Annotated in this window: 20 protein-coding genes and 1 pseudogene; 12 read left to right on the plus strand and 9 right to left on the minus strand. The window is 36.2% G+C overall.

Going from position 1 to position 23701, the window contains the following annotated elements:
* Positions 1-21: 21 nt before the first annotated feature.
* Together T479_RS06585 and T479_RS06590 are read right to left on the minus strand one after the other, a co-directional pair.
* Positions 22-1062, minus strand: a complete 1041-nt coding sequence (locus T479_RS06585) for a cytochrome ubiquinol oxidase subunit I (RefSeq protein ID WP_025218984.1) — start codon at positions 1060-1062, stop codon at positions 22-24.
* Positions 1059-2387 carry a c-type cytochrome gene (locus T479_RS06590; RefSeq protein WP_025218985.1) on the minus strand — a complete coding sequence of 443 codons (1329 nt, stop codon included), beginning with the start codon at positions 2385-2387 and terminating at the stop codon, positions 1059-1061. The genes T479_RS06585 and T479_RS06590 overlap by 4 nt, the downstream gene beginning before the upstream one ends.
* 330 nt (positions 2388-2717) lie before the next feature.
* Here T479_RS06590 and T479_RS06595 point away from each other — a divergent pair, with 330 nt between their 5' ends.
* Positions 2718-3311, plus strand: a complete 594-nt coding sequence (locus T479_RS06595) for a class I SAM-dependent methyltransferase (protein ID WP_025218986.1) — start codon at positions 2718-2720, stop codon at positions 3309-3311.
* 255 nt (positions 3312-3566) lie between these two features.
* Here the strand turns inward: T479_RS06595 and T479_RS06600 are convergent, their stop codons facing one another.
* Positions 3567-4985 carry an aminotransferase-like domain-containing protein gene (locus T479_RS06600; RefSeq protein WP_025218987.1) on the minus strand — a complete coding sequence of 473 codons (1419 nt, stop codon included), beginning with the start codon at positions 4983-4985 and terminating at the stop codon, positions 3567-3569.
* 112 nt (positions 4986-5097) lie between these two features.
* Here T479_RS06600 and T479_RS06605 point away from each other — a divergent pair, with 112 nt between their 5' ends.
* The 6 genes from T479_RS06605 to T479_RS06630 all read left to right on the plus strand — a co-directional run bounded on the left by T479_RS06605 (position 5098) and on the right by T479_RS06630 (position 13601).
* The gene (locus T479_RS06605) at positions 5098-6030 is read left to right on the plus strand and encodes a DMT family transporter (protein ID WP_024362416.1); all 933 of its coding nucleotides are present in this window, start codon (positions 5098-5100) and stop codon (positions 6028-6030) included.
* Positions 6031-6077: 47 nt separating this feature from the next.
* The gene (locus tag T479_RS06610) at positions 6078-6734 is read left to right on the plus strand and encodes an MBL fold metallo-hydrolase (RefSeq protein WP_025218988.1); all 657 of its coding nucleotides are present in this window, start codon (positions 6078-6080) and stop codon (positions 6732-6734) included.
* 296 nt (positions 6735-7030) lie between these two features.
* The gene (locus T479_RS06615; protein ID WP_024362414.1) at positions 7031-7630 is read left to right on the plus strand and encodes a TetR/AcrR family transcriptional regulator; all 600 of its coding nucleotides are present in this window, start codon (positions 7031-7033) and stop codon (positions 7628-7630) included.
* A 345-nt stretch (positions 7631-7975) separates the two neighbouring features.
* A complete protein-coding gene (locus T479_RS22750) occupies positions 7976-10501 on the plus strand; it encodes an InlB B-repeat-containing protein (protein WP_025218989.1) in 2526 nt (841 codons plus the stop codon).
* Positions 10443-11609, plus strand: coding sequence for an S-layer homology domain-containing protein (locus T479_RS23120; RefSeq protein WP_158497871.1), 1167 nt, complete (start codon positions 10443-10445; stop codon positions 11607-11609). Before T479_RS22750 ends, T479_RS23120 begins: the two co-directional genes overlap by 59 nt.
* A 297-nt stretch (positions 11610-11906) precedes the next feature.
* A complete protein-coding gene (locus T479_RS06630; RefSeq protein ID WP_025218991.1) occupies positions 11907-13601 on the plus strand; it encodes an FAD-dependent oxidoreductase in 1695 nt (564 codons plus the stop codon).
* A 111-nt stretch (positions 13602-13712) separates the two neighbouring features.
* On the opposite strand, the pseudogene T479_RS23125 reads toward T479_RS06630, so the two are convergent.
* A pseudogene (locus tag T479_RS23125) lies at positions 13713-14161 on the minus strand (transposase); the annotation flags it as partial.
* 90 nt (positions 14162-14251) lie between these two features.
* Between T479_RS23125 and T479_RS06635 the strand changes: the two are divergent.
* The 4 genes from T479_RS06635 to T479_RS06650 are packed head-to-tail and all read left to right on the plus strand — an operon-like array spanning position 14252 to position 18009.
* Entirely contained in the window at positions 14252-15220 is a 969-nt protein-coding gene (locus tag T479_RS06635; RefSeq protein WP_025218992.1) for an ABC transporter substrate-binding protein, read from the plus strand.
* Between the two features lie 23 nt (positions 15221-15243).
* Positions 15244-16275, plus strand: coding sequence for a FecCD family ABC transporter permease (locus tag T479_RS06640; protein WP_025218993.1), 1032 nt, complete (start codon positions 15244-15246; stop codon positions 16273-16275).
* The gene (locus tag T479_RS06645) at positions 16262-17071 is read left to right on the plus strand and encodes an ABC transporter ATP-binding protein (RefSeq protein ID WP_025218994.1); all 810 of its coding nucleotides are present in this window, start codon (positions 16262-16264) and stop codon (positions 17069-17071) included. Before T479_RS06640 ends, T479_RS06645 begins: the two co-directional genes overlap by 14 nt.
* A 32-nt stretch (positions 17072-17103) precedes the next feature.
* Complete coding sequence (locus T479_RS06650) at positions 17104-18009, plus strand: ferrochelatase (RefSeq protein WP_025218995.1); 906 nt, start codon at positions 17104-17106, stop codon at positions 18007-18009.
* Between the two features lie 453 nt (positions 18010-18462).
* Here T479_RS06650 and T479_RS06655 read toward each other — a convergent pair whose 3' ends face one another.
* The 5 genes from T479_RS06655 to T479_RS06675 all read right to left on the minus strand — a co-directional run bounded on the left by T479_RS06655 (position 18463) and on the right by T479_RS06675 (position 23219).
* Positions 18463-19611 carry a GerAB/ArcD/ProY family transporter gene (locus tag T479_RS06655; RefSeq protein ID WP_025218996.1) on the minus strand — a complete coding sequence of 383 codons (1149 nt, stop codon included), beginning with the start codon at positions 19609-19611 and terminating at the stop codon, positions 18463-18465.
* A 16-nt stretch (positions 19612-19627) separates the two neighbouring features.
* A complete protein-coding gene (locus T479_RS06660; RefSeq protein ID WP_024362410.1) occupies positions 19628-19867 on the minus strand; it encodes a hypothetical protein in 240 nt (79 codons plus the stop codon).
* A 73-nt stretch (positions 19868-19940) separates the two neighbouring features.
* Positions 19941-21062, minus strand: a complete 1122-nt coding sequence (locus tag T479_RS06665) for a Ger(x)C family spore germination protein (protein ID WP_227665423.1) — start codon at positions 21060-21062, stop codon at positions 19941-19943.
* Between the two features lie 28 nt (positions 21063-21090).
* Positions 21091-22614 carry a spore germination protein gene (locus tag T479_RS06670; protein ID WP_051147728.1) on the minus strand — a complete coding sequence of 508 codons (1524 nt, stop codon included), beginning with the start codon at positions 22612-22614 and terminating at the stop codon, positions 21091-21093.
* Positions 22615-22769: 155 nt separating this feature from the next.
* On the minus strand, positions 22770-23219 hold the full coding sequence (locus T479_RS06675; RefSeq protein ID WP_025218997.1) for a hypothetical protein: 450 nt from the start codon (positions 23217-23219) through the stop codon (positions 22770-22772).
* 226 nt (positions 23220-23445) lie between these two features.
* On the opposite strand from T479_RS06675, the gene T479_RS06680 reads away from it, so the two are divergent.
* Entirely contained in the window at positions 23446-23658 is a 213-nt protein-coding gene (locus T479_RS06680) for a DUF3955 domain-containing protein (protein ID WP_024362406.1), read from the plus strand.
* Positions 23659-23701: the final 43 nt, after the last annotated feature.

The following is a 23701-nucleotide window of genomic DNA, read 5'->3' on the forward strand; positions in this document are numbered from 1 at the left end:
TGTTCCTTGCGGTCTATATTTCTATTTTAACGTAGACTCTAATCGCTCCTCTGTTCGTGGATGTTCATCGAGATAAGGTGATAAATAGGCTTCTCTCAATTCATGACGCATCCAGCCCATAATACCAATAACAAACATAAAGACCAAAATAGAGGCGAGAAAAGAATTAGCAGAATCCTTATAGCCTGCTGCATAGAGTAGCATACAAAGGATGACTGTTAAGACAATAGAAATAATAAGTAAAGAAGTTAACAATAAATCTTCGCCTAAATAAAGCATACGAATATTCGTATTGAAAGAAAATAATAATAAAAAACCAGTTACTAACTGTGTAATTGTAACCCAAAAGCCTACTTTGGCACCAAAAAGTTTTAATGCTTGTTCATGTTGCTCTAGTTTCTTCTGCTTTCGTTTCAAATAAGCAAAATAGACAAACATATAAAAGCCACCTGTTGCTAAACTCGCTAACATAAAATGTAGGTAACGTTGCCAAATTTGAGGATAGTAAAATAAGCTTTCAAAAAAACCATTTGCTTCTCCCCAACGATCCGGATATAACATGGAAGTGACATTGACAATAAAAATAAGAGGGACAAAAAACAAAATTAACATGGCTAATAGGCCAATACTCAAATGCAATAATTTGTTTGTTTGGAATTTAACCCAAGTGAACTTATAAATGTATAACAAAAGGAATGCAGCAATGAGTAGGATTAATAAACTCATCCAAGCCTTCCCTATTAAAATTGTGGAAGAATAAAAATATTGTGTATATAAGACACTTACAATTAATAATGGACCAACACCTAAAACAACTGCAATACTTTTATGTATTGAAGCATGGAAGGAACAAATTTGTGCCATTTTATCAAATAAACTATTTTTTTTCATTATCCCCGTAATTTCTAGCCCAACAGCACCTGCAGTCAATGAAATAGTAAAATTCACAAAAATAATATGAAGAATAAATGTTAAGACAATCAAAATTTCTAGTAAACCAATAGGTGCAGGAATCGGTAAAGGGTTATCAGAAGAAATTAATGCAAAAACTAGATGGTTCATTTTTGGGTCACCTCTTTATCATTTTCCAATTCTGTTACAATATAAGTGGCTAATGCTTCAATCTCTTCTTCTGTCCCCATAAATGGCGGCATCGCTACTTGTGCATAATGCATATTAGGAATAAAGGACATAATGGCTTCCTTATCCCAACCTTTCATTCTAGTAGCTAAAGCTCGTGTATCTCGCCATCCATCAATCGTATGACAAGTAATACATTGACCAACGAAAACGTCTCGACCAGCTTCCACCATATTGTTGTCAGTAACTTCTTTTTCTTTTGCCCATGTTGCATTTGCTAGATAACCTTCTTTTTTCAGTGTTTCTTCATCTTTTGCTAACATTCCGTTTGCGTACATATAATTATAAATAATGTATGGTTTTCTAACGCTCTCTCTTACAACTTCAAATTCCCCAATAAAACCGATCGAAGAAAACATGACAGCAATTGATAGCATCCACGGAACGTTTTTTGGACTTTTAACGAGCCATACTAAGAAAATAAGAAGGATACTAAAACCTAAAATATTGAGACTTTTGAAAATGACCTCAGACATGCCTGTCGACCAAACAATCATGTTATAGGCTTCAGTTGGGATGGCCCATAAATACCATAATCCCGTAATAAAAGTTAGTGGTAAGGCGATAGCACCCCAGAATGCAAACACTCGAAAAACTTCTGTTCGTAACGCTTTATCTTTAATGCGCCAACGAATGAAAAATGATACTAACGAGATAGCTAGCATTATTGCTAAAAACATACGGAATCCGAGTGAAGGGAAGTAAGTTGGGTTGAGAAATGCATTCCAAAATGAAAATGTGTCAATCCAACGTCCCGGCGTTAATTTTGCGGCTAAGACACCTGTAATGATTACCATCGTTACCCATGAAGCAATACTAAGTGCGACACCCAACATAATATGCTTTCGTTTACGTTCGCCCTCTTTCCATTTATCCCATGTATAGTAATAGACAATAAGAATAATCACTTCAGAAATAAATGCGCCCCATTCCACAACCCATGCCCAAAAGAAAATGCGTAGTAAAGAAGAAATTGAGTCCGGTTGTATGACGGTTGTTGAAAACCAAATCCCTACTCCAGTCATAGCTCCCATAGTTGTAGTAATGATTAATACCCATTTCAACATTGTTTTTGCTACTTGATCTAAAGCTTCGTTCTTTCTTTTCATGGCTCTATACTCAGTAGATACAACTAAAACAGAGGTTCCAATTGCCACGCCATGGCTAATAATTACATGAATAATGGCAATAAGAGCAATGACACTGCCGTTCCCAAACCAAGTATAATCGACCGATGGAAAATTCATAGTTCCTCTTCCTTTCTGTTTTTAATGACATTCAACGCATATCATACTAAATAGATTTGAAACGCAGATGAGTAATATGTGAAATCCAAAGCAACTAAACTTCATTAGTTTGTCAAAATAGTATGTATAACGTAGAAATGGTTTGTCCGATTTCTCTTGATTTCACGCAATAGAAGCTAATTGTTGAGAGTAAAATATCGACTGTAAATGAAATTTACTTTTTTGTTACTAAAATTCATTAGAATTTCTCAATTGTTTTTTATAATGATGGTAATAAAAACATCAGTTTAAAATACTGGAATCGTTTTACGTATAAATGGGAGGAAGGGTATGAGCATGGGGCGTGAACAAGAGAGTCCACCACTATATGTGTATGGAACGGAAGCGAATCGATTTATTAAGTCTTCTGTACATTATTTCCCAAAGCATGGCAAAATTGCTGCGTATGAAGAAAATGAGGGAGCGAATGCAGTATTTTTAGCAAAACTCGGATATAAGGTAACGGTTTATAATTCTACTTCACAAGGACTAGCTAAAGTTCAATTACTGGCAAATATGAATGGCGTAACGATCGACACAAAAAGGGTAGAATTAATAGAGTACAAACTGCCTAAAGAAAACTATGATGGCGCAATAATGGTTTTTGGGCATTTTCCTCATAGCTTCCAATTAGTAGTACTTGATAAAATTATGAACTCTTTAAAACTAAACGGTGTATTTATGTTTGAGGTATATGAATACGCACAGCTTTTATACAATACGGGGGGACCAAAAGATATGTCTCATTTATATAATGCGGAGAATATCTTAAGATGGGCTCGTCGTTATAAATTAAAACATTATTTTACGGGGGAAGTAGAACAATATGATACGTCGATTCAAACAAGTACTCGCCGTGTCATACAAGTAATAGTAGAAAAATAATCTGTATGGTATATGAGAAGAAAAAGACAAATGACATACGAGAAATAACTTGAACTTTCTTTGTCTATCGTATCGAGGCTGGGCCAATGCGAATAAGTTTTAAGAAACAGAGAAATAATGTTCGTGTATTTTGCTTTTGCAAAAAATAGAATGAAAAACTAGTTGTCGGTAACGGAGCCTTTGGTGACATCAACGACATAACAAAAAAGTGTTAGATTGATTGCAGTCAATCTAACACTTTTGTTGTATGGCAGCTCACTTAGAAAGTGATTGTGCCACTGCTACAAACCTTTTTAGCCCTTCTTTTAATTGTTTTTCATTTGCGTAAGAATAGCTTAAACGAATCCAAGAAGATAATTGTTTTAATGGATCACAAACTTGTCCTGGCACAAAGGAAATATTTTGTTCGAAACTTTTGCTTAATAATAATTCAGTTGGAAAATTATTTGGAAGCTGTACCCATAAATTCAAACCGCCTTTTGGACTGGTCCATCGCCAATCTGTTATGGCTAGCTCTTCCTCCATGATTTCCTTTCGAATTTGAAGAGCAATTCGAATTTTCTCCAAGTGTTGTTGCAATCTTAGAGATGAAAAGTAATGGAGAAAAATTTTTTGATTGAGAAGTGGTGAGCCATTATCCGCTAACGATTTAGTTGTTAGCAATGCGTTCATTAATGATGATTGACAAATAACAGTCGCAATTCTTAAACCAGGTGAAATATATTTGCAAAAACTTCGGATATAAATGACTGTCCCAGCACTATCATAGGTATAAATGGGTGGCGGAGGGGGTTCATCAAAATATATGTCGTGATAAGCATCATCTTCAATTAATAACAGTCGATATTGTTCAGCTAATTCTACTAATTTTTTGCGCTGCTCAATAGGAACAGTATAGCCAGTCGGATTATGAAATGTCGGATTGAGATAAAATAATCGCGGTTTATATTGCTTAATATATAATTCAAGTTGTTGTAAATCGTACCCTTTTGGATGAATATCCACCGTAACAATCTGGGCTCCCTGTGCTTTAAAAATATCAATCGCAGCACTATAGCTTGGACGTTCAAATAAAACGACGTCTCTAGGCTTAATAAAAGTTTGGGCTATAAGGTGAATCGCTTGCTGTGAGCCAGAAGTAATGAGCAACTCATCTGCACTAATATGTGTTTTATACTGGTTGATAAAATACTGTGTGAGTGTTTCACGTAGTTCTAAATCACCTTGCACAGTTGAGTAAGTTGCAAGTACTTTTGGATAAAGATCAAACACTTTCTTTACGTAATCTGAAAAATAATGATTAGGTAAAAGATTGGGATCAATTAACGCCTGCGAAAATTGATAGGAAACAGCTGGCTGATGGATTTCAGATAAATGATTTTTTTGTAAGTATGCAGAAACAATCGGATTGCTTTGATTTAGATTTTCAAAATGTTTTGTTTCGATTGATTGGACAAAATAGCCTGCTTTATCTTTTACATAAACTTTGTCATGCTTTTTTAATAATTGATAAGCCTTTAAGACCGTTAATCGATGAACATTCATTTCAGAAGCTAATTGGCGGACGGAGGGAATCTTTTCATGTTCTTTCCATTCGTTGCGTTCTATACGGTGTAGTACATAATCATATACTTTCTTAAAAAGATAATCTTTATGTTCAATCGTTTTGTCCACTTCGATTCCCCCTATTCAAAAAGATTGTATCACGAACGATGTTAATCTGTTCTATCTTTTTCAATCTGTTCTACGTTCCTTCTTTTATGATAGAAAAAAGGAGGAGATTGATATGGTGATGATTAATTATATTTTTATGTGTTTGATTTTTGGTACGACTTTTTTAGCGATTAAAATTGGTGTTGATGCAGGGGTACCTCCGTTTTTATCAGCTGGGCTTCGTTTTTTCATTGCTGGTTTGCTGCTATTTAGTTTTATGGTTTGGAGAGAAAAAACGACAATCCGGTTATTATGGCGGAAAGAGATGTTTTTTACAGGGGTATGTTTGACTTTTGGAACGTTTGCCGCATTATACTGGGCAGAACAGTATGTGACATCAGGAATTGCAGCTGTTTTATCTGCTACGGGTCCGATGATGATTATCATTATTCAAACATTGGTATTGAAACAACAAGGAAATCGTCAATCATTGATCGGTTGTGTTGTCGGGGTTATTGGTGTCACACTGTTGATTATACCTAGTTTTTCAATTGAAATAAGTACCTTCTGGATGGTTGGTTGTCTCGCCATCATAGTAGGTGAGCTATTTTATGCAATAGGAACGATTTATACGAAACATGTTATCCAAAAATTTGAAACGACATCACCAATTGCCTTAAATGCAGTGCAAATGATGTACGGCGGGATGCTATTAATTATTTTATCGTTTTTTACCGAGAACATTCAGTTTAACAATCTGTTAAATCTCGCTTCAATGGGCTCCCTTCTTTATTTAATTATTGTAGGCTCAATGATTGGGCATAGCATTTATTATTGGCTTGTTTCACGGACAAATCCAATTTTTCCTTCTACATGGCTGTATATTTCTCCCTTAATCGCTGTAGTATTAGGTGTTATTTTTTATCAAGAATATCTATCTTGGTTAACTGGCATAGGTACTTTGACGATTATTGTTGGAACGGTTCTCGTCAATTACGAAACATTGAAGAAGTTACTCTGGCAGAAAGGGACTTTGCAGCATGTTATTAAGCAAAAGATTTTCTAATGTAAGAAAATCTTATTAAAAAATCGAATTGTCAAGGAGGCAAAGTTATGCAAGTTTCTAAAGGAGTAGAGGTTTTGGAGCTTGAATTTAATGGGACCATGATCTATCCCACGCTTTTATGGGATCAAGACATGGCCGTTTTAATAGACACTGGATTTCCTGGACAAATGGAAGATTTGCGCGTAGCAATAGATAAGATAGGCGTGGCTTTTGACAATATACAAGTTGTGATTTTGACACATCAGGATATAGATTATATAGGGAACCTACCTGACATATTACAAAACGATGGAAGTAATATGAAAGTATACGCGCATGAGCTAGATAAACCTTATATTCAAGGGGATTTTCCACTTCTGAAAGATGGGCATATAGCGAATCCACCGAAGGGAAGAGTAGATGAGACGTTACATGACGGTCAAGAGCTGCCATATTGTGGGGGAATTCTCGTAATCCATACGCCAGGACATACCCCAGGTCACATTAGTCTATATTTGAGGCAAAGTAAAACACTTGTTGCAGGGGATTCGATGTATAGTGTAAACGGTGTACTGCAGGGAGTTCATCTTCCAACTACTTTAAATATAGAGGCTGCTCGCCAATCATTAAAGAAATATATAAATCTAGACATAGAATCCGTAGTTTGTTACCACGGCGGATTAAGTCTGGCAAATAGTAATGAGCAGATTTTAAAATTTCAATAGTAAAAAAAGATGGTGAGCCAAACAAAAGACAACCTCGTAAAAGATAGATTTCATGTCTAATTTTTACGAGGTGTATTTGTTATACTTTTGCCAATAGTGTGTCACAATGTTGATGTGCGATAAAAGGTCGCAAAATAAAGTAATTGAATGAATGGAAAAGTATTTGCCTAATTGGTCACTTTCATGTATAGTATCAGTAAATTTTTGATTGTTCGTTTAGAAATTGTAACTACATATACATTATAATGAAATGTAGATGTGGGACTAGTAGTAATTTTTATGTAGGAGTGTTTTGAATGGGAGAAAGAGGAAGACCTAAAGGTGCTAGTGGTGAAGAAAGTCGGGCACTACTTCTTGAAATCGCAGCAAATGAATTTGCACAACATGGATATCATGATACAAAAGTGAGTTCGATTGTTAAAGCTGCTTCATTAAGTCAACCCACTTTTTATTTGTATTTTAAAAATAAGGATGCTATTTTCGAAGAATTAGAAAATTTATTTCGCTTACGCATGATTGATTTTGCCAAAAAAAGCCGCTTACAGCCTGCATTGGAGCAAGCAACAGTAAAAGAGCGTATTATATATAACGTAAAAGAATTACTGGTGTTTTTTTCTAAAAACCCTAATTTAACACGTATTGGGTTTTATTTATCAACAAAGGCAGATGAAATAAAAGCGCAAATGGTCAAGCAAATAAAAGACAATCTGGATTTTGAAGTAGATGCAGGTTACTTTCGGAAAGATTTAGATACGCAAACAGTGGCAGAGTGCTTAATAGGCATAATTGAACGATTAACATTCATTCAATTACTACCACAGAAAAAACAACCACAAGAAATAGCAACGGATATTGTCGATTTACTGATAGAAGGAATGCTAAATAGAGAAAAATAGTGTTCTCAAATGGAGTTAAAAAGGAAAATTTATATTTTTCTTTTTATAGTTGAATATTACTTTTCAGTAATATAAAATTGGAAATGAAATTGGCTATAGCTATGTCGTATCGGGATGTATGCTCAAGGCTTTTTAAGCAATTCCCTCCGTTAATATAATTCCAGTATTTTATATATAGTCAGAGAGAAGATAAAATAAATAGAAAGGAGGTTAGTAGAGTCCACGGACAGAAGGTGTGCGGTTGCAGTACTGAAATCATCACGATGTATCATTATATTACTTTTGAGTAATATATGCGGGCTATAGTAACAATTTCTAACAAGGTTAAACGAAAAGAGGGATGGTATGAGAAAGATATGGAGACAGGTGATACCTATTTTTTCTCTATTTTTATTAATCGCATATTCCTTAATAGGCAGTATACCTGTGCTTGCAGCAATGAATAATCAGACAGTCCAGCAAAGCTCGTTATTAGCGGCGAGCAACATTATTTATGTGAATACAAATGCTGCTGGTGGTAAAAAAGATGGTACAAGTTGGGAGAATGCTTTTCTAGATTTACAGAGCGCATTATCAAAGGCAAAGACTGGCGACCAAATTTGGATAGCACAAGGAACATATATACCGACACGACTAGATGATGTGAGGGACGCTCGTACTGCCCATTTCAAAATGAAAAACGGTGTAGCTATTTACGGTGGCTTTAAAGGAGATAGTGACGAGGAGACAGTCGAGAATCGAGATTTCACGCACAATAAAACGATATTAAGTGGTGCACTTCCAAGTGGAGAAGCGGCATATCATGTTTTTTATCATCCAAATAATTATGATTTAAAATTAAATGCAACTGCAATCCTTGATGGCGTCACAATCACAGCAGGACATGCGGATGGTTATCTCACTTCTCATATGCATGGGGGAGGTATGTACAATTCAGGAAATAACCCAACTTTGAGGAATGTTATTTTTTATGGCAATAAGGCAAACTATTTTGGTGGTGGGATGTACAATTTGCAAAGTTCACCAACCTTAATGAATGTTGAGTTTACTGACAATGAAGCGACCTCAGGAGGAGGTATATTCAATTGGAATGAGAGTGCTCCGAAGCTATCAAATGTGATTTTTAATAAAAATAAAGCAACACGTAGTGGTGGGGGCATTCAAAATAATTCATGTGACATTATAATAGAGCACGCAAAATTTACGAACAATGAAGCGGCTCACGGAGGAGGTATAGCAAATTACGGTAATAGTGCCTCAACCTTAACAGATGTGACATTTAGTCAAAATATAGCATCGCAACAAGGAGGTGGGATATACAATAATGGACCTGGTAATAAGTCAATCTTAACCAATGTCATGTTTGAGCAAAATAAAGCAGCGTATTTTGGAGGGGGAATAGTTAATGATAGAGAGAGTAGCCCAAAATTCACAGATGTAATATTTAGGAACAATGAATCGGATAGTGGAGGAGCTATGTTTAATGCTAACAGAAGTGCTCCGGAATTAAATAACGTCGAATTTCATGGGAATATAGCAATAAGTAGGGGTGGTGGAATATACAATCGATTGCAAAGTAATCCACTTATCACAAATGTAATTTTTAATGGAAATAAAAGCGAGTTAGGTGGTGGATTACTTAATGAGTCTGGCAATCCATCATTAATTAATGCCCTATTTATTTCAAATAATGCGAATAAGGGTAGTGCTCTTTATAATATTTTTGCGGATTTTAGCTTGATAAATGCGACCATCTATTCAAATAGTCCAGCAGCTATTTACGGAGGTGCTGCAAATAGCAAAATTATTAATAGTATTATTATTGGAAATGGTCATACAGCAGCACTGACTGATTATCAGGGGCAGACAACAAAGAGTTTGCTCGATGTGCCGGTAGAAAGAGGATACAAAGGTCAATTGTTTGATGCAACTTCAAATCCTACCCGTCCTGCAACTTATGTGCCTGATGATGTATTCGTCTCCCCAACTAGCGGAAATCTGCATTTAAAAGTTGGCGGACCAGCAATTGATGCAGGGAATTCAGATGCACATAGTATTGCCACAGATTTAGCAGGGAAAAGACGAATTCAAGGCGCAGCCATTGATTTAGGTGTATACGAAACGACACCGTACTATACAGTAACCTATAATGCAAACGGCGCAACAAGTGGTATTGTACCACAGGACAGTACCCAGTATGAAGAAAATAAAATAGTAACAGTCCAAGGGAATATCGGTAATCTAGTAAAGGATGGCTATCTATTTGCGGGATGGAATACACAAGCGGATGGACAAGGAGAGCCGTATTTTGCGGATGAAACTTTTCAAATCGGTACAACGGATGTGATTCTATACGCACAATGGATAAAGAATCATTATACGGTAACCTATGACGCAAATGGCGCAACGAGTGGTCAAGTACCACAGGATAGTGCGTTATACGAAGAAAATGAAGTGGTAACAGTCCAAGGAAATAGCGGCAATCTAGTAAGAGATGGCTATCTATTTGCAGGTTGGAATACACAAGCGGATGGACAAGGCGCGGCGTATAATGCAAATGCAACTTTCCAAATCGGTACAGCGGATGTAATTCTTTATGCACACTGGACGAAACCTAATACGCCAACGTATACCGTAACCTATGATGCAAATGGCGCAATAAGTGGTACTGTACCACAGGATAGTGCGCTATACGAAGAAAATGAAATGGTAACAGTTCAAGGAAATAGTGGACAATTAGTAAGAACAGGCTATACGTTTGCAGGTTGGAATACACAAGCGGATGGACAAGGCACACAGGGGTATAATGCAAATGCAACTTTCCAATGGTACAGCAGATGTAATTCTTTATGCACACTGGACGAAACCTAATACGCCAACGTATACCGTAATCTATCATGCAAATGGCGCAACGAGTGGCACTGTGCCACAGGACAGTACCCAGTATGAAGAAAACAAAACGGTAACAGTTCAAGGAAATAGTGGACAGCTAGTAAGAACTGGTTATACGTTTGCAGGCTGGAATACTCAAGCAGATGGAAAAGGCATTTCCTATGTCGAAAATGCAACCTTCCAAATGGGAAAAGCAGATGTCACATTGTATGCACAGTGGGCATCGAATCCTTCTACACCAAGTGAAGGTAATGTCACGGGTCCATCTGCATCGGAAGGTACAATTCACGCTAATCCATCAAGATTCATTCAAATATCCCTCGAGACAAATGGAGGGTTATCTTTAAAGGACATAGAGATTGCCTATAATACAACAGTCAACGACTTACCTATACCGACAAGAGAAGGTTTCCGTTTTGCTGGTTGGTATCAAGACAAGGAATTAACGAAACTGTGGGATAAAGGGATGCTGGTGAAAGAAAGTTTAACGCTCTATGCAAAATGGACAGCCTTACCAGAGGAAGAAGCGATAAATTCACAGCCACCTAAAACACCACAGCCATTGCAGCCAATCGTGACTTTCCAAGATATTGAAAACCATTGGGCACAGGAAATAATTGAGGCATTGGCGACGCAAGGGGTCATTACAGGCTATAAGGATGGTACTTTCCGTCCAAATGAGACGATAAGCCGCCAGCACGTAGCGGTCCTCTTGACACGTGCATTTACATTTGAGGCGAGTCGTCCATCAATAGCTTTCTCAGATGTAGCATCACATCATCCGTATTATCATGAGATTACGATCTTACAGCAGGCGGGTATTATAGACGGGATTGATGGAGCCTTTCATCCAGCCGACCATCTTACACGCGCCCAATTGGCGAAAATATTAGCGAATACATTACAGCTCCAACCACAAACTACAAGTTCATTTACAGATGTAGATAGTAGTCATTGGAGTGCGGGGTATATTGGGGCATTAGAACGAGCAGGGATTGCATTAGGAGATAATGGTAAGTTCCGACCTGAAGCTTTTGTGACAAGAGCACAATTAGCAGCATTTTTATACCGAGCGATGCAGCAATAAATCTTTTAAGGGCGTGAAGCATTTCCAGTGCTTTACGCCCTTTGAGTATTTCTGTTTGTGGGAGACGCTAAATTTAGGGTTTTAAAGTATGGAAAGAAGCAATATATTGTTACTTTATATGACGTGCATGACGAAATTTGTGATGTTGCTTTTGTGAAGCAAAATCGAAAGTTTTTCTAATGCTCCTTTAATTTGGTAAATTTTTAGTTGACTATATACCCCTACGGGTATATAGTGTATTGTGAAAGTGCTAATCAATTACATGTATTGTATTCTACATATTTTTTGGAGGGGATTTTGATGAAGAAGATTATTATTATTGGTGGAGTTGCTGGAGGCGCTTCTGCTGCGGCGAGAATTAGACGGTTAGACGAGCAAGCTGAAATTATCATGTTTGAAAAAGGGCCTCATGTATCGTTTTCAAATTGTTCTTTACCCTTTTATTTAAGCGGTGTTGTGGAAGATAGTAAACGTTTATTAATGATGACACCGGAGTCTTTTGAATCAAAATATAAAATTGATGCACGTGTAAATAGTGAAGTGATTGCCATTAATCGTCATGAAAAGTCAGTAACGATTAGAAGTACACAAACAGGAGAGCTATCAACAGAAGTATATGATGAATTAATTTTATCTCCAGGAGCTAGCCCGATTGTTCCAAATCTTCAAGGTACGGATTTACCACATGTGTTCACTGTGCGAAATGTAGTAGATATTGAACAATTACAACAAGCAATTGTTAAAAAAGATGCTCAAAATATCGCAGTTATTGGTGGCGGATTTATTGGTGTAGAGGTAGCTGAAAACCTCCGCTTAGCTGGACGCGGTGTTACTTTAGTGGAATTTGCCCCACAAATTTTAACACCCTTTGATGAAGATATGGTTCAAATTTTACACAAAGAGTTATTAGATCATGGTGTGAACTTGATTGTAGGGGATGGCTTAGCAGAAATTACGACAGACTCTATTACATTAAATTCAGGAAAAAGAATGGATGCTGACATCGTTGTTTTAGCGATTGGCGTTCGTCCAGAAACAACATTAGCAGTAGAGGCAGGACTAGAGATTGGTGCAACTGGTGCCATTAAAGTAAATCAAAATTATCAAACGAATGACCCGAGCATTTATGCTATTGGAGATGCCATAGAAGTGTATCATCGCTTGATGAATAAAGCGACTCGTTTAGCATTAGCTGGGCCTGCACAAAAGCAAGCTCGTGCAGCTGCGGATCATATATATGGAATAACTTCGGCTAATAAAGGTGTTATAGGTTCATCGAGTATTCAAGTTTTTGATTATGCAGCAGCTGCAACAGGATTGAATGAGCGGACAGCAAAGCAAATGGGGTTACCAGTTGATGCCGTGTATATCATTGCGCCAGATAAAGTTGGGCTGATGCCTACAAGTAATCCACTTCATTTTAAATTAATTTATGAAGTACCAACTGGACGAATTGTTGGCGCACAGGCGATTGGTAAGGGGAATGCAGATAAACGAATCGATGTCATTGCGACATTGATGACAATGAATGGGACAATTGAAGATTTAAAAGAGCTAGAGCTTTCATATTCACCAATGTTTTCAACCGCGAAAGATGTCGTCAATTTAGCGGCTCTTGTCGCAACAAATATTATGGCAGGTCGTTTTAAGCAAGTGCGTGTCAGTGAAGTACGCCAATTAGTCGAGTCAGGCGCAGTTATAATTGATGTACGTGAGCCTAATGAATTTGCAAATGGTGCAATCAAGGGTGCAAAAAACATTCCATTAAGTCAATTACGTGAGCGTATGCATGAAATTCCAAAGGACGTACCTGTCTATGTCCATTGTCGTTCTGCACAACGTAGTTACAATGCGGTAATGGTGCTAGAGCATAATGGTTATGATCAAGTTTACAATATCTCGGGCTCATTTTTAGGAATTAGCTTGTATGAGTATTTTAAAGATCAACAACTAAACCGTGAGCCAATTGTTACACAATATAATTTTAAATAATAGTTGTAGAAGTAAGGCATATGGCTTTCCGAAACATTGGACGACACTTTGATTGTGCAGCTGGATAATAAAAAGAACTACCGTATATAAGACAGCAATCAAAAAGCAACATCCAACCAGTTGTCGGTATTGAACCGGCGACTGGTTATTTCGTTTCGTTTGGATTTGGTTATTGTTATAATAATTTATATAGTCTTTGACAGTTTGTTCTACGATGGCTGTCGTAGTATTTTTCAAATTGTCTAAGTAGAATGTTTCAGACTTTAATACAGAATGAAACGATTCGATTGGGGCATTATCAGCGGGCGTACCTTTACGGGACATGCTCATGGTAATGCCTTTTGCTTATACAGCTTATTGTTAGTGATAAGATGTATACATCGCGCCTTGGTCACTTTGCAATGTACACCCTTCAGGCAAATAATTGACTTGGGCTAACGTATGCAGTACAAATCCAGTTTCAAGCAATAATTTCGCTTATATAAATCTCGAATACTTGAAAGATACAACTGTTTCTGAACAAATGGCAAGTAAGTAATATCCGTTACGAGTTGGTTGACAATCATTCTTAATTTAGAATAAAATCATAAGCAAATATATGAGAATGATTATCAATTAGATATAAAAATAATAGAAAGGTTGGTAGTAAAATGAAAAGGTTTAAATATTTATTAGTAGTTGCGTTAGCATTATTATTAGCTGCATGTGGAGAGGAAAGTAAACAAGCGGATGTTAATGCTTCATCTGATCAAGTGGAAATGGAACAACAAGTAGAAACAGGGGGGGCGGTAACATTAATAGATGACCTTGGAATTAAGCATGAGTTTGCCGTAACGCCAGCTTCAGTTGCAACGTTACATCGAGGAGTACTGGATATTTTGCTTGCGTTAGGTGCAAACGTTACGGGTCGTCCTACAATTTCTTCTGATATGAAGGCAGAAGTAAAAGCGATACAAGAGATAGGTAATCCGCATGAACCATCATTTGAGAAAATTGCTGCATTGAATGCGGAAGTGCTGATTGTGCCACCTAACTTCCAGCAGTTTGCTACAACGGTAGAAGCAACAGGAACGAAAATAGTCTACTCTACTATGAATTCCATTGATGATATTAAAAATACGATTGAAAAATATGGAGTGTTGTTTAATAACACAGCAACCGCTGAAAAGATAGTGGCACAAATTGATGAGAAAATTGCACAAGGCGCTACACAATCAACGTTAGATGCGCTAATTGTTTATGGAGCACCAGGTACATATTTGGCCGCATTGGATAATTCGTTATACGGAGATATATTAAAGAATGCAGGTGGAAAAAATATCGCGGCTGATTTACCGGCGACAGATAAATATCCTAGTTATGCAAATTTAAGTGTTGAGAAAATAGTTGAGCGTAACCCAAAAGTTATTATGCTAATTACACATGCGAATCCAGCTGTAGTAAAAGAAGGTTTTGAAAAACAATTGAAAGAAAATGCCGCATGGAAAAATTTAGATGCAGTAAAAAATAATCAAATTATTATATTACCAGCAGAATTGTTTGACAATCCTGGCACACAAGTCATCGAAGCCATTGACTATATGCGAGACGTTTTAAAGAAAGCTGAAGAAGCAGTTTAATCAATTTTTATAGTGGGGAAATAATGATGATAGTAGAAGAGGAAAAATATGCACACCCTCTTGCTAAAAAACGAAGACTGTCGCTAATTGTCTTACCGATACTTTTGGTCATCGTAAGTATCGGAAGCCTTATGATCGGGCAAGTTTCGTTTTCAGTAAGTGACGTGTTTAGTGGGATTTTTAGTTCAGAAGATACATTGGCACGGCGAATCGTCTGGGAAATCCGTATGCCCCGTATACTAACAGGTATTATTGTTGGTGTTTGTTTGGCTATTGCAGGTTCGATTTTACAAGGTGTTATGCAAAATCCATTAGCTGATCCAGGAGTTATTGGTATTACTTCTGGCGCTGGCATTATGGCTGTAGCAGTTATGGTAGTGTTTCCTGGCTATATTATTTATTTACCTATTGCAGCTTTTTTAGGTGCTTTTGTTGCTGCAATGATTGTCTATTCTTTATCAGTGAAAAAAGGTGGTACATCCCCAATGCGTATTATTTTAGTAGGGGTAGCCATTAATGCACTTTGTGGTGCAGGAACAAATGCACTAATGATTTTGTATAGCGATCGTGTGCAATCTGTATTGCCATGGCTTTCTGGTGGTTTAACAGGTGTTGGCTGGGTGCAATTTAAGATGATTATTTACTATGTCATTGTCGTAATGATTTTATCTTTTTTTGCAATTAAACATATTCGTATTATGCGTCTAGGAGATGAAATGGCAAGCCTTTTGGGGCACAATGTTGAACGAAGTCGGTTCTTTTTAATTGCATTGAGTACGTTATTGGCGGGGATTGCAGTAAGTGTTGCTGGTTTAGTTGGTTTTGTAGGTTTAGTTGTACCGCATATTTTACGATTAATTATCGGCGGAGATCATAAGTATTTACTACCTGCTTCAGCATTTGCTGGTGGCTTACTTGTAATTTTCGCTGATACAATTGCAAGAACATTATTTGATCCGATTGAGGTTCCTGTTGGCATTTTATTAGCATTCATCGGAGGACCTTACTTCCTATACTTAATTCATAGAAAGGGGAATTCCATTGCTGCGAACTGAGCATATTCAATACCAACATGAGTTCACCAATTTTCAGTTAGAGGATATTAACTTGAAAATTAATGAAGGAGAAGTAGTTAGTTTAATAGGACCGAATGGCTCTGGGAAATCAACATTATTACGTGTGATTTCACGCCTTTTAAAACCAAATAGTGGTAAAGTATTTTTAGATGAGCAAAACATTCATAAAATGAAGACGAAAGAAGTCGCAAAAACACTAACGATGCTCCCACAAATGAATAGCCATCAATTAGATTTAACTGTGCGAGAGTTAGTAGAGTTTGGACGCCATCCACATAGTGGAGGGAAGACGATTCTGTCAACAGCAGATAAAGAAATAGTCGATTGGGCAATTGACGTAACTGGCTTGAGACATTTACAAAATCGGGTGTTGCCTTCGATGTCTGGAGGTGAACGCCAGCGTGCTTGGATTGCTATGACTGTAGCACAGCATCCCAAGGTGTTGCTACTTGATGAACCAACAACATACCTTGATATTGCACACCAATTAGAAGTGATGGAGCTCGTAAAAGAGTTAAATCATAAATACAATATGACAGTGATTATGGTGTTACATGATATTAACCAAGCAGCCCAAAATAGCGAACGTCTGATTGTACTAAAGAAAGGGAAAATATATTATGATGGCTCACCATTTTATGTATTATGTAAAGAAATGTTCCAATCAATTTTTGAAATAGATGCTGAAATTTATATGCAAGATGGAAATCCAATCTTTACTCCGGTAAAACTGTGCTCTGATAGAAATATGAGCCACAACACATATAAAAATTAACTTATTACAATGAAGAAAAGGAGCTTATCAAAATGATTGGTATAGTTTATTACGCTTATGGCGCACCGCAATCTTTAGATGACGTTATCCCTTATTTCACGCATATTATGAAGGGAAAAACGCCACCACCACATGTGATAGATAGTATAGCAGCACAATTTAAAAAATTAGGTGCTGTTGATCCTTTAGCAGCAAATACCGAGCGCATTGCTAAAGGGTTAGAACATGCTTTACGGCAACGTTTCAAGCAACCTATAAAAGTATATAATGCTTACAAACATACCAAACCTTATATACCTGATGTTGTGGATACAATGCTAAAAGATGGCATTACAACTTTTATTACACTGCCTGTAAATCCGATTATGTCTTCAGGTGCTAGCGCGTTTCATGATGAAGTAAGTGCGATATTAGCTTCTCATAATGTCACAGTTATTCATGCAAAAAATTGGCATAAAAACGCTGAATTGCTTGCTGTTTATAAAGATCGTGTACAACGCGCATACGAATGGATGCCTACTGGAAAACAAGCGCAAACACATGTTTTATATACAGTACATAGTCAACCGACTAATTCTGAAAACAATGAAAATTACGTAAACCAGTATTTTGAATTAGCCGAAGCCATTTCAAAAGCTGCTGAGATAGAAAACTGGCATCTGACATATCGAAGTAGTCATGGAAAAGCTGGCTGGCTTGGTCCCGATATAAAAGATATGATGTATATATTACATGGAGAGGGTGCCCAAGGTTTTGTCACATGTGAATTACTTTCTCTTTCAGCAGATGTCGAGTCTTATTTTGAAATCGGAAGTGAATGTCAGATAATATGTGAAGAACTGCAAGTTGATTTTGCTCAAGCGGAATTTCCAGGTGATAGCTACGACACGATTCAAGCTTTAGCTGCCATAGTCATTGAAGCTATTCCAGCAGAATAAAACGATAATTTTATACATTGGAAATCGTTACGACCCTAAAATAGTATGTATCTTTTTTTCGAGAGAATGCGACGTCCCTTAAATACAGTGCTTAGAAAAACTATAGTTGTTACATGGAGTCCTTCTGTATCATACAGAAGGGCTTTTTTAAGCCTTTGTATTTCATAAGATGATTATAAAATATGAAGAGGGTGTTGACTCATAGTGATACAATCCTGTAGAGCAATAATTGATATTGACAATCATTATCAATAAAATCTAAACTAACATTGTTTTAGGAGTGTAAACACATGAATTGGAAATATCAGCATTAGCAATTTCGGCGTTATAATTTTAAATCCTTCTTCTGAAGCGGCAAGATATTAATAGATACGGAATATAAAAAAACGGTTGCCAGTGGAAAAATCCTTGGCTACCGATTTTTTTGTGATTCTCTTAGTGTTAAATTGAGCCTTATGATGATGCATTAGGAGGCGTTTCACCATCGTCCATAGCTGGGTCAATTTTTTTCTTATTTTTTGATCTTTTAAACATCGCTATCAATAGCAAGATGATGGGTAGAAAAATAGAAAAAACAGCGATAGCAAGTGGCCATGTTTGTTGGTTGTATTTATCGGAATGAATAATATTTGCATGAACAATTTGAGAGAGTGCTATTGAGATCATGCCAAGTGGCAAAATTAATGGTCGATGATCCTTTAGTTTCAGTATTTGGCTAATGCCAATTAAAGAAGCATAATAATACATAAACGCTCGTACAAATATTGTGACCATCCACATAAATGCCATAATAATTTCAATGCGCTGCAAAAATTTCCCTACAGAAATTTTTTGTGCCAATGTATAACTAGGAAAGGTTCTGATAGTGGTATTGGTAACGCCTAATACGAGTATTGATAAGGCTATAAAGGAAGTAATAATAAATCCTCCCATTAATGTGCCTATATAAAATCCTTTTTTACCTGATTGTAGGTTGTTGATTACGGAAGGGAAAATCATTAATAGTACGATTAATGGAAAAGAAAATAGCCCCATAAAATGTATAATGCTATAGATAAATGGTTGAAAGGACACTTCAAAAACTGGTTGCACATGTTTTATTTCTATTTGGGGTGAAACAAAGAACAAGAAAATCATAAATACCAATAAAAAGGCAGGAAATAGAATCTCTAAAGTACGTGCAAATACTTCAATCCCTTGATATGCAGCAAATAAAATAATACAGCAAAAAAGTATAGCAAATACGACTGGAGGTGTTTCAGGCATCACCTCTGTTTGTAGGAAATTACCAATGAAATATAGTAACTCACCGGATGAAAAAAGAGTTAACAGTACAAATCCGATAGAAACAACTTTCCCGATAAATTTCCCTAGAAACTTTTCCGTTACTTCTACAAGAGAAAGATCCGCCATTTTATTTGATAACATAATAAATAGCTTTATTAATAATAAACTTAATAGAGTGCCGATTATTGCTACCATCCAAGCATCTTGCTGTACTTCTAAGGCAATACTTGCAGGTATTATTAGTACTCCTGTTCCAGCTGTATAAAGGATAACAATGATTGTGAATTGACGGGAGCTTATCAATTGTTTTTTCATAATAGCCTCTTATTTGTTATTTTTTATTTAGTAATGCTTCTTTTAGAAAATCACTAATTGGATGAAAAATATACATAATTGCGTCCAGTGGGCTAGGAATAAAAGTTTGCAAACTGATAGCAATGTTTAAGGATGTCCCTATGACTAAAAAAATGGAAAATGTCCAAATTAGCTTTTTTCCTTCCTTTTTTAATTTAGGACGTTCGACCAAAACAATAGCAAGTGAAATCACTAATATACCTAGAGCAATGAACATAGTGTTTTTTACTCCTTTAATTTTGAATTTTGCATCGTTCCTGAACCTTGCGTATTGACGTTTACCTTGACATTTACTTCAACATTAGGATAAATGGTATGCCAATCTTTTTTATTTTTTTCCATTCTTTAGGGTCAGCACGATGAATCGCTTCTCCAAAACCGAGAACATCTGCGTTAAATTTTTCTTGGAGAACATGCAGCGATTCATCAATATTCTTTTTGATAGATAACTCGGTTTGACGATTAATCCAATCAATCGTGGTCAATTCTGTTAAATTGATGTCACATTTAACTTCTGCAACATTTTGGACAATGTCGATACTAACGTTGATAGTAGGTGAACCGTTCTTCATTGCTCCCTTTGTTGTTGTTTTGGATTGCGTAATTTCAGTTGTTAACACACCATCAGAAGGGCATGCAATAATTTCAATAGTTGATTTTATATTATCGTTTAAGTAATTAAAACTTTTACTGTCGTACTCATCGAGATAACCGATTAATTTATCATCTTTAAAAATGGCAAGGCCAGTAAACTTAAGTTTTACAGGTGTTTCAATTCTTTCTACGTTTGTTTGGTCAATGCCTAAACTTTTATCCCCTTGAATTTCAATAGCTGATAGAACAAAATATTGATTTCCTACTCCTAATTTTGTTACTAAGTCTTCAACATCGACTTCTAAAGTAGAGCCCCATGCATCTTGGGTAACGGTAAGCGAATTTAACATTTTTTTTGCTGGTATTTTTTCTATTGGGGTTAAGACATTTAAAATATCTTTGGCTGTTGCTTGCTGCGAAACGATAATCGTAAAATCGTTTCGTATCTCCTGATCTCTTGCTAGAAAATCAATAGAATCTCGTATACCGTCTACAGCTAAGTCCTCTCCAAGTACAACTAATTGTACATGCGCAAAATATAATTTTCTTGGAGACAAGGCTAATATTTTTCGAATGGCTTCAAAGACAGTTTTTCCTTTCGCGTGATAAGTAACGACTGGTGCTTGTCTAGATGCCGTCTGCTTGGAAGAGATTTGACTAGGATCAATTACTTGTACAGAAATGGCATATTCATCATCAACAAAGTCTATACCTAGAGCAGCAACAAGTGCCAAATCATTTAATTCACGTTTACTCCAACAACCACTAAGAATTGAAATTAGAAAGATTAATGAAATTATTAGTATGGTCTTCTTCATTAGGTACCCTCATTTAACCAGATAGTGATTAGCGATTTTTTCGTCCTCTTACATTATTAATTTGACTAATGAGTCGCGGACGTGTTAGTAAAGAACCACGCGGTAAAACAATTAAAGCATCTTTTTGATCCTTCGGTATTAAAGGGGCAAATGGGCTCATATATGGAACGCCAAAAGAACGTAAGCTACATAAATGAATAATTAATAGCATAATTCCAATAAATATGCCAAACAGCCCGAACATCGCTGCCAACCCCATTAATGGGAAGCGTAAAATACGAATTGAATTGGAAAGACCATATGCCGGGAACAGAAAACTACAAATAGCTGTTAAAGCTACAATAATGACCATTGCTGCGGACACAATGCCGGCCTCAACGGCTGCTTGTCCAATAATAAGTGTGCCGACTATCGAAATGGCTGATCCAATCATTCGCGGCATCCTCAAACCAGCTTCTCTTAAAACTTCAAAGGCGATTTCCATTATTAAAGCTTCAACAAAAGCAGGGAATGGAACGCCTTCTCGCTGCGCATAAATACTAATTAGTAGCGATGTTGGTAGCATTTCTTGATGAAAGGTCGTTAAAGAAATATAAAGAGATGGCGCAACTAATGCCAAACTAATCCCTATAAATCGAATAAGACGGATGAACGAACTAACAAATGCGCTCTGATAATAATCTTCTGCTGATTGCAAAAAGGAAGTGAATAAAGCAGGTACAATTAAAACAAAAGGTGTACCATCCACTAGAATCGCAATCTTTCCTTCTAGTAATTCTCCAGCTATAACATCTGGTCTTTCGGAATTGTAGATAGTAGGAAATAAAGTAAACTTTGTATCCTGAATTAATTGTTCAATGTAACCACTCTCTAAAATACCATCAATATCAATCTGATCTAATCGATGCAGTACTTCCTTCACTATTTTTTCATTGGCTATGCCGTTTATATACATAACGGCGATTTCTGTTTGTGTAACCTCACCTATCACTCTTGATTTTATCCATAGATTAGGGCTTTTTATTTTCCGTCGAATTAAAGCTGTATTCGTTCGTAAAGTTTCGGTGAATGATTCTCTAGGCCCCCTAATAACAGCTTCTGTAACGGGCTCTGTTATCGCCCTATCTTTGACTCGTTTAGTACTTGTTGAAATACCGATAGCAAGCCCATCTATTAATAAAATAGTTTCGCCACTTAAAATAGCATTTAACAATGATGAAAAGTCCGCAATATCTTTTATACTGCCAACGGTTATGCAATAAGCTTTTAATCGAATCGCAATTTCTTGCAAAGTAGTTTCAGATGTCACTTCAAAATTAGAAATAATAGACTCTAAGACAAAGTCGTTAATCGAGGTATTATCTGCCAGACCATCCGTATAAATAATAGCGATTGGTATCTCCACCGGTTTGCCAACTAAAAATTCACGGATAATAATATCATTGCTATTACCTAGTGAGTTTTTAATGGTCTTAATATTTTCTAGGAGAGATGTAGAAAGAGATGTAATCGTTTTATTTTCTAAGAGATTATCATTTTCGGCATTACTCACTACAGTGTCCTCCTTTAGTTTTCTATTTAATAGAATATGCAAATGATAGCGTGTTTATACCAAATAATAGAATTGCTGTTTCATAAATTCTCTAAAATCAATGAAATGAATAGAAAATAAAAAAACAGACATATGATGATTGTCTGTTTTGAAATCTATTTTTCGCTTGTCCAAATGCTAGGTTGTTCGAAGGAAACAATATCTACTATATGGTCTAGACAAACAATCTGATAGTGGATTAATTCTTTATAAGAATATATTTCCTGTGCAATCGTTGTTTTACATACAAAATCTAAATAGGCGGATTTTGTAAATATGCGTATGGCATGACCTCGAAATTCATCTTCGTTATTGACAAAGTGGAATGACTCATCAAAAACAGTGTACGCTACATACGAATCGAATTCGATATGGATTTGTGGTAGTGTCTTATCAATTTCAATAGGATAGGCATCATGTAATTGAAATTCATGAATGTTGACATCCTCGCTTTTTGAACTGATAGAAGCTCTATTAATCGAAATCCTTAAAGCGTTTGTTCCAGGCTCTGTTATCTTATCTAAAAATAAATAACCTTCTCGCTGCATTAAATCCTCATAGTTCATAAAAACACCCTTCCATATTTATATAAGATTTTTGGTTATTTTATAATATTAGATTTTAAAAGTCAAAAATAAAAGAACGTATTAAAGAGTAAAAATTTATCGATTTACGATAAAAAATAATTGACTTAGGTTAAATGATTCGTTTATGATAGCAACAGGATAGCAAGGGATTTGGTGCTAAATTAAAACACTGAATCCAAAATTATTTATATGGAGGGACAAAGAAATGAAGAAATATGTGTTAGCTTCAACACCAATTGTTTTAGGAGTCATCAGCTTTTTAATCTTTATGATAAAGGGGAGTAGTGTTGCACCTGATGGTACATTAGAGGAACCGTTCTTTTTAATACCAATAGGATTTTTGTTGTTATTTATTGGTTGTATTTGTGTAGTAGGGGTAGTATTGTTGTCGTTAATCCAAAAAACAAGACATGTTTGATTATGAATTCATTAAAAGCCCTGTTTTATTACAGGGTTTTTTG

It is taken from the genome of Lysinibacillus sphaericus (assembly GCF_000600105.1).
Classification (GTDB): domain Bacteria; phylum Bacillota; class Bacilli; order Bacillales_A; family Planococcaceae; genus Lysinibacillus; species Lysinibacillus sphaericus.

What these genes read in the sequence shown, in the direction of transcription:
- T479_RS06640 (WP_025218993.1), top strand. Translation starts at nt 15,244, where the DNA reads ATGATGATAGTAGAAGAGGAAAAATATGCACACCCTCTTGCTAAAAAA.
- T479_RS06675 (WP_025218997.1), bottom strand. Translation starts at nt 23,219, where the DNA reads ATGAACTATGAGGATTTAATGCAGCGAGAAGGTTATTTATTTTTAGAT.
- T479_RS06680 (WP_024362406.1), top strand. Translation starts at nt 23,446, where the DNA reads ATGAAGAAATATGTGTTAGCTTCAACACCAATTGTTTTAGGAGTCATC.
- T479_RS06595 (WP_025218986.1), top strand. Translation starts at nt 2,718, where the DNA reads ATGAGCATGGGGCGTGAACAAGAGAGTCCACCACTATATGTGTATGGA.
- T479_RS06665 (WP_227665423.1), bottom strand. Translation starts at nt 21,062, where the DNA reads ATGAAGAAGACCATACTAATAATTTCATTAATCTTTCTAATTTCAATT.
- T479_RS22750 (WP_025218989.1), top strand. Translation starts at nt 7,976, where the DNA reads ATGAGAAAGATATGGAGACAGGTGATACCTATTTTTTCTCTATTTTTA.
- T479_RS06605 (WP_024362416.1), top strand. Translation starts at nt 5,098, where the DNA reads ATGGTGATGATTAATTATATTTTTATGTGTTTGATTTTTGGTACGACT.
- T479_RS06590 (WP_025218985.1), bottom strand. Translation starts at nt 2,387, where the DNA reads ATGAATTTTCCATCGGTCGATTATACTTGGTTTGGGAACGGCAGTGTC.
- T479_RS06615 (WP_024362414.1), top strand. Translation starts at nt 7,031, where the DNA reads ATGGGAGAAAGAGGAAGACCTAAAGGTGCTAGTGGTGAAGAAAGTCGG.
- T479_RS23120 (WP_158497871.1), top strand. Translation starts at nt 10,443, where the DNA reads ATGCAACTTTCCAATGGTACAGCAGATGTAATTCTTTATGCACACTGG.
- T479_RS06585 (WP_025218984.1), bottom strand. Translation starts at nt 1,062, where the DNA reads ATGAACCATCTAGTTTTTGCATTAATTTCTTCTGATAACCCTTTACCG.
- T479_RS06660 (WP_024362410.1), bottom strand. Translation starts at nt 19,867, where the DNA reads ATGTTCATTGCTCTAGGTATATTAGTGATTTCACTTGCTATTGTTTTG.
- T479_RS06655 (WP_025218996.1), bottom strand. Translation starts at nt 19,611, where the DNA reads ATGAAAAAACAATTGATAAGCTCCCGTCAATTCACAATCATTGTTATC.
- T479_RS06635 (WP_025218992.1), top strand. Translation starts at nt 14,252, where the DNA reads ATGAAAAGGTTTAAATATTTATTAGTAGTTGCGTTAGCATTATTATTA.
- T479_RS06650 (WP_025218995.1), top strand. Translation starts at nt 17,104, where the DNA reads ATGATTGGTATAGTTTATTACGCTTATGGCGCACCGCAATCTTTAGAT.
- T479_RS06610 (WP_025218988.1), top strand. Translation starts at nt 6,078, where the DNA reads ATGCAAGTTTCTAAAGGAGTAGAGGTTTTGGAGCTTGAATTTAATGGG.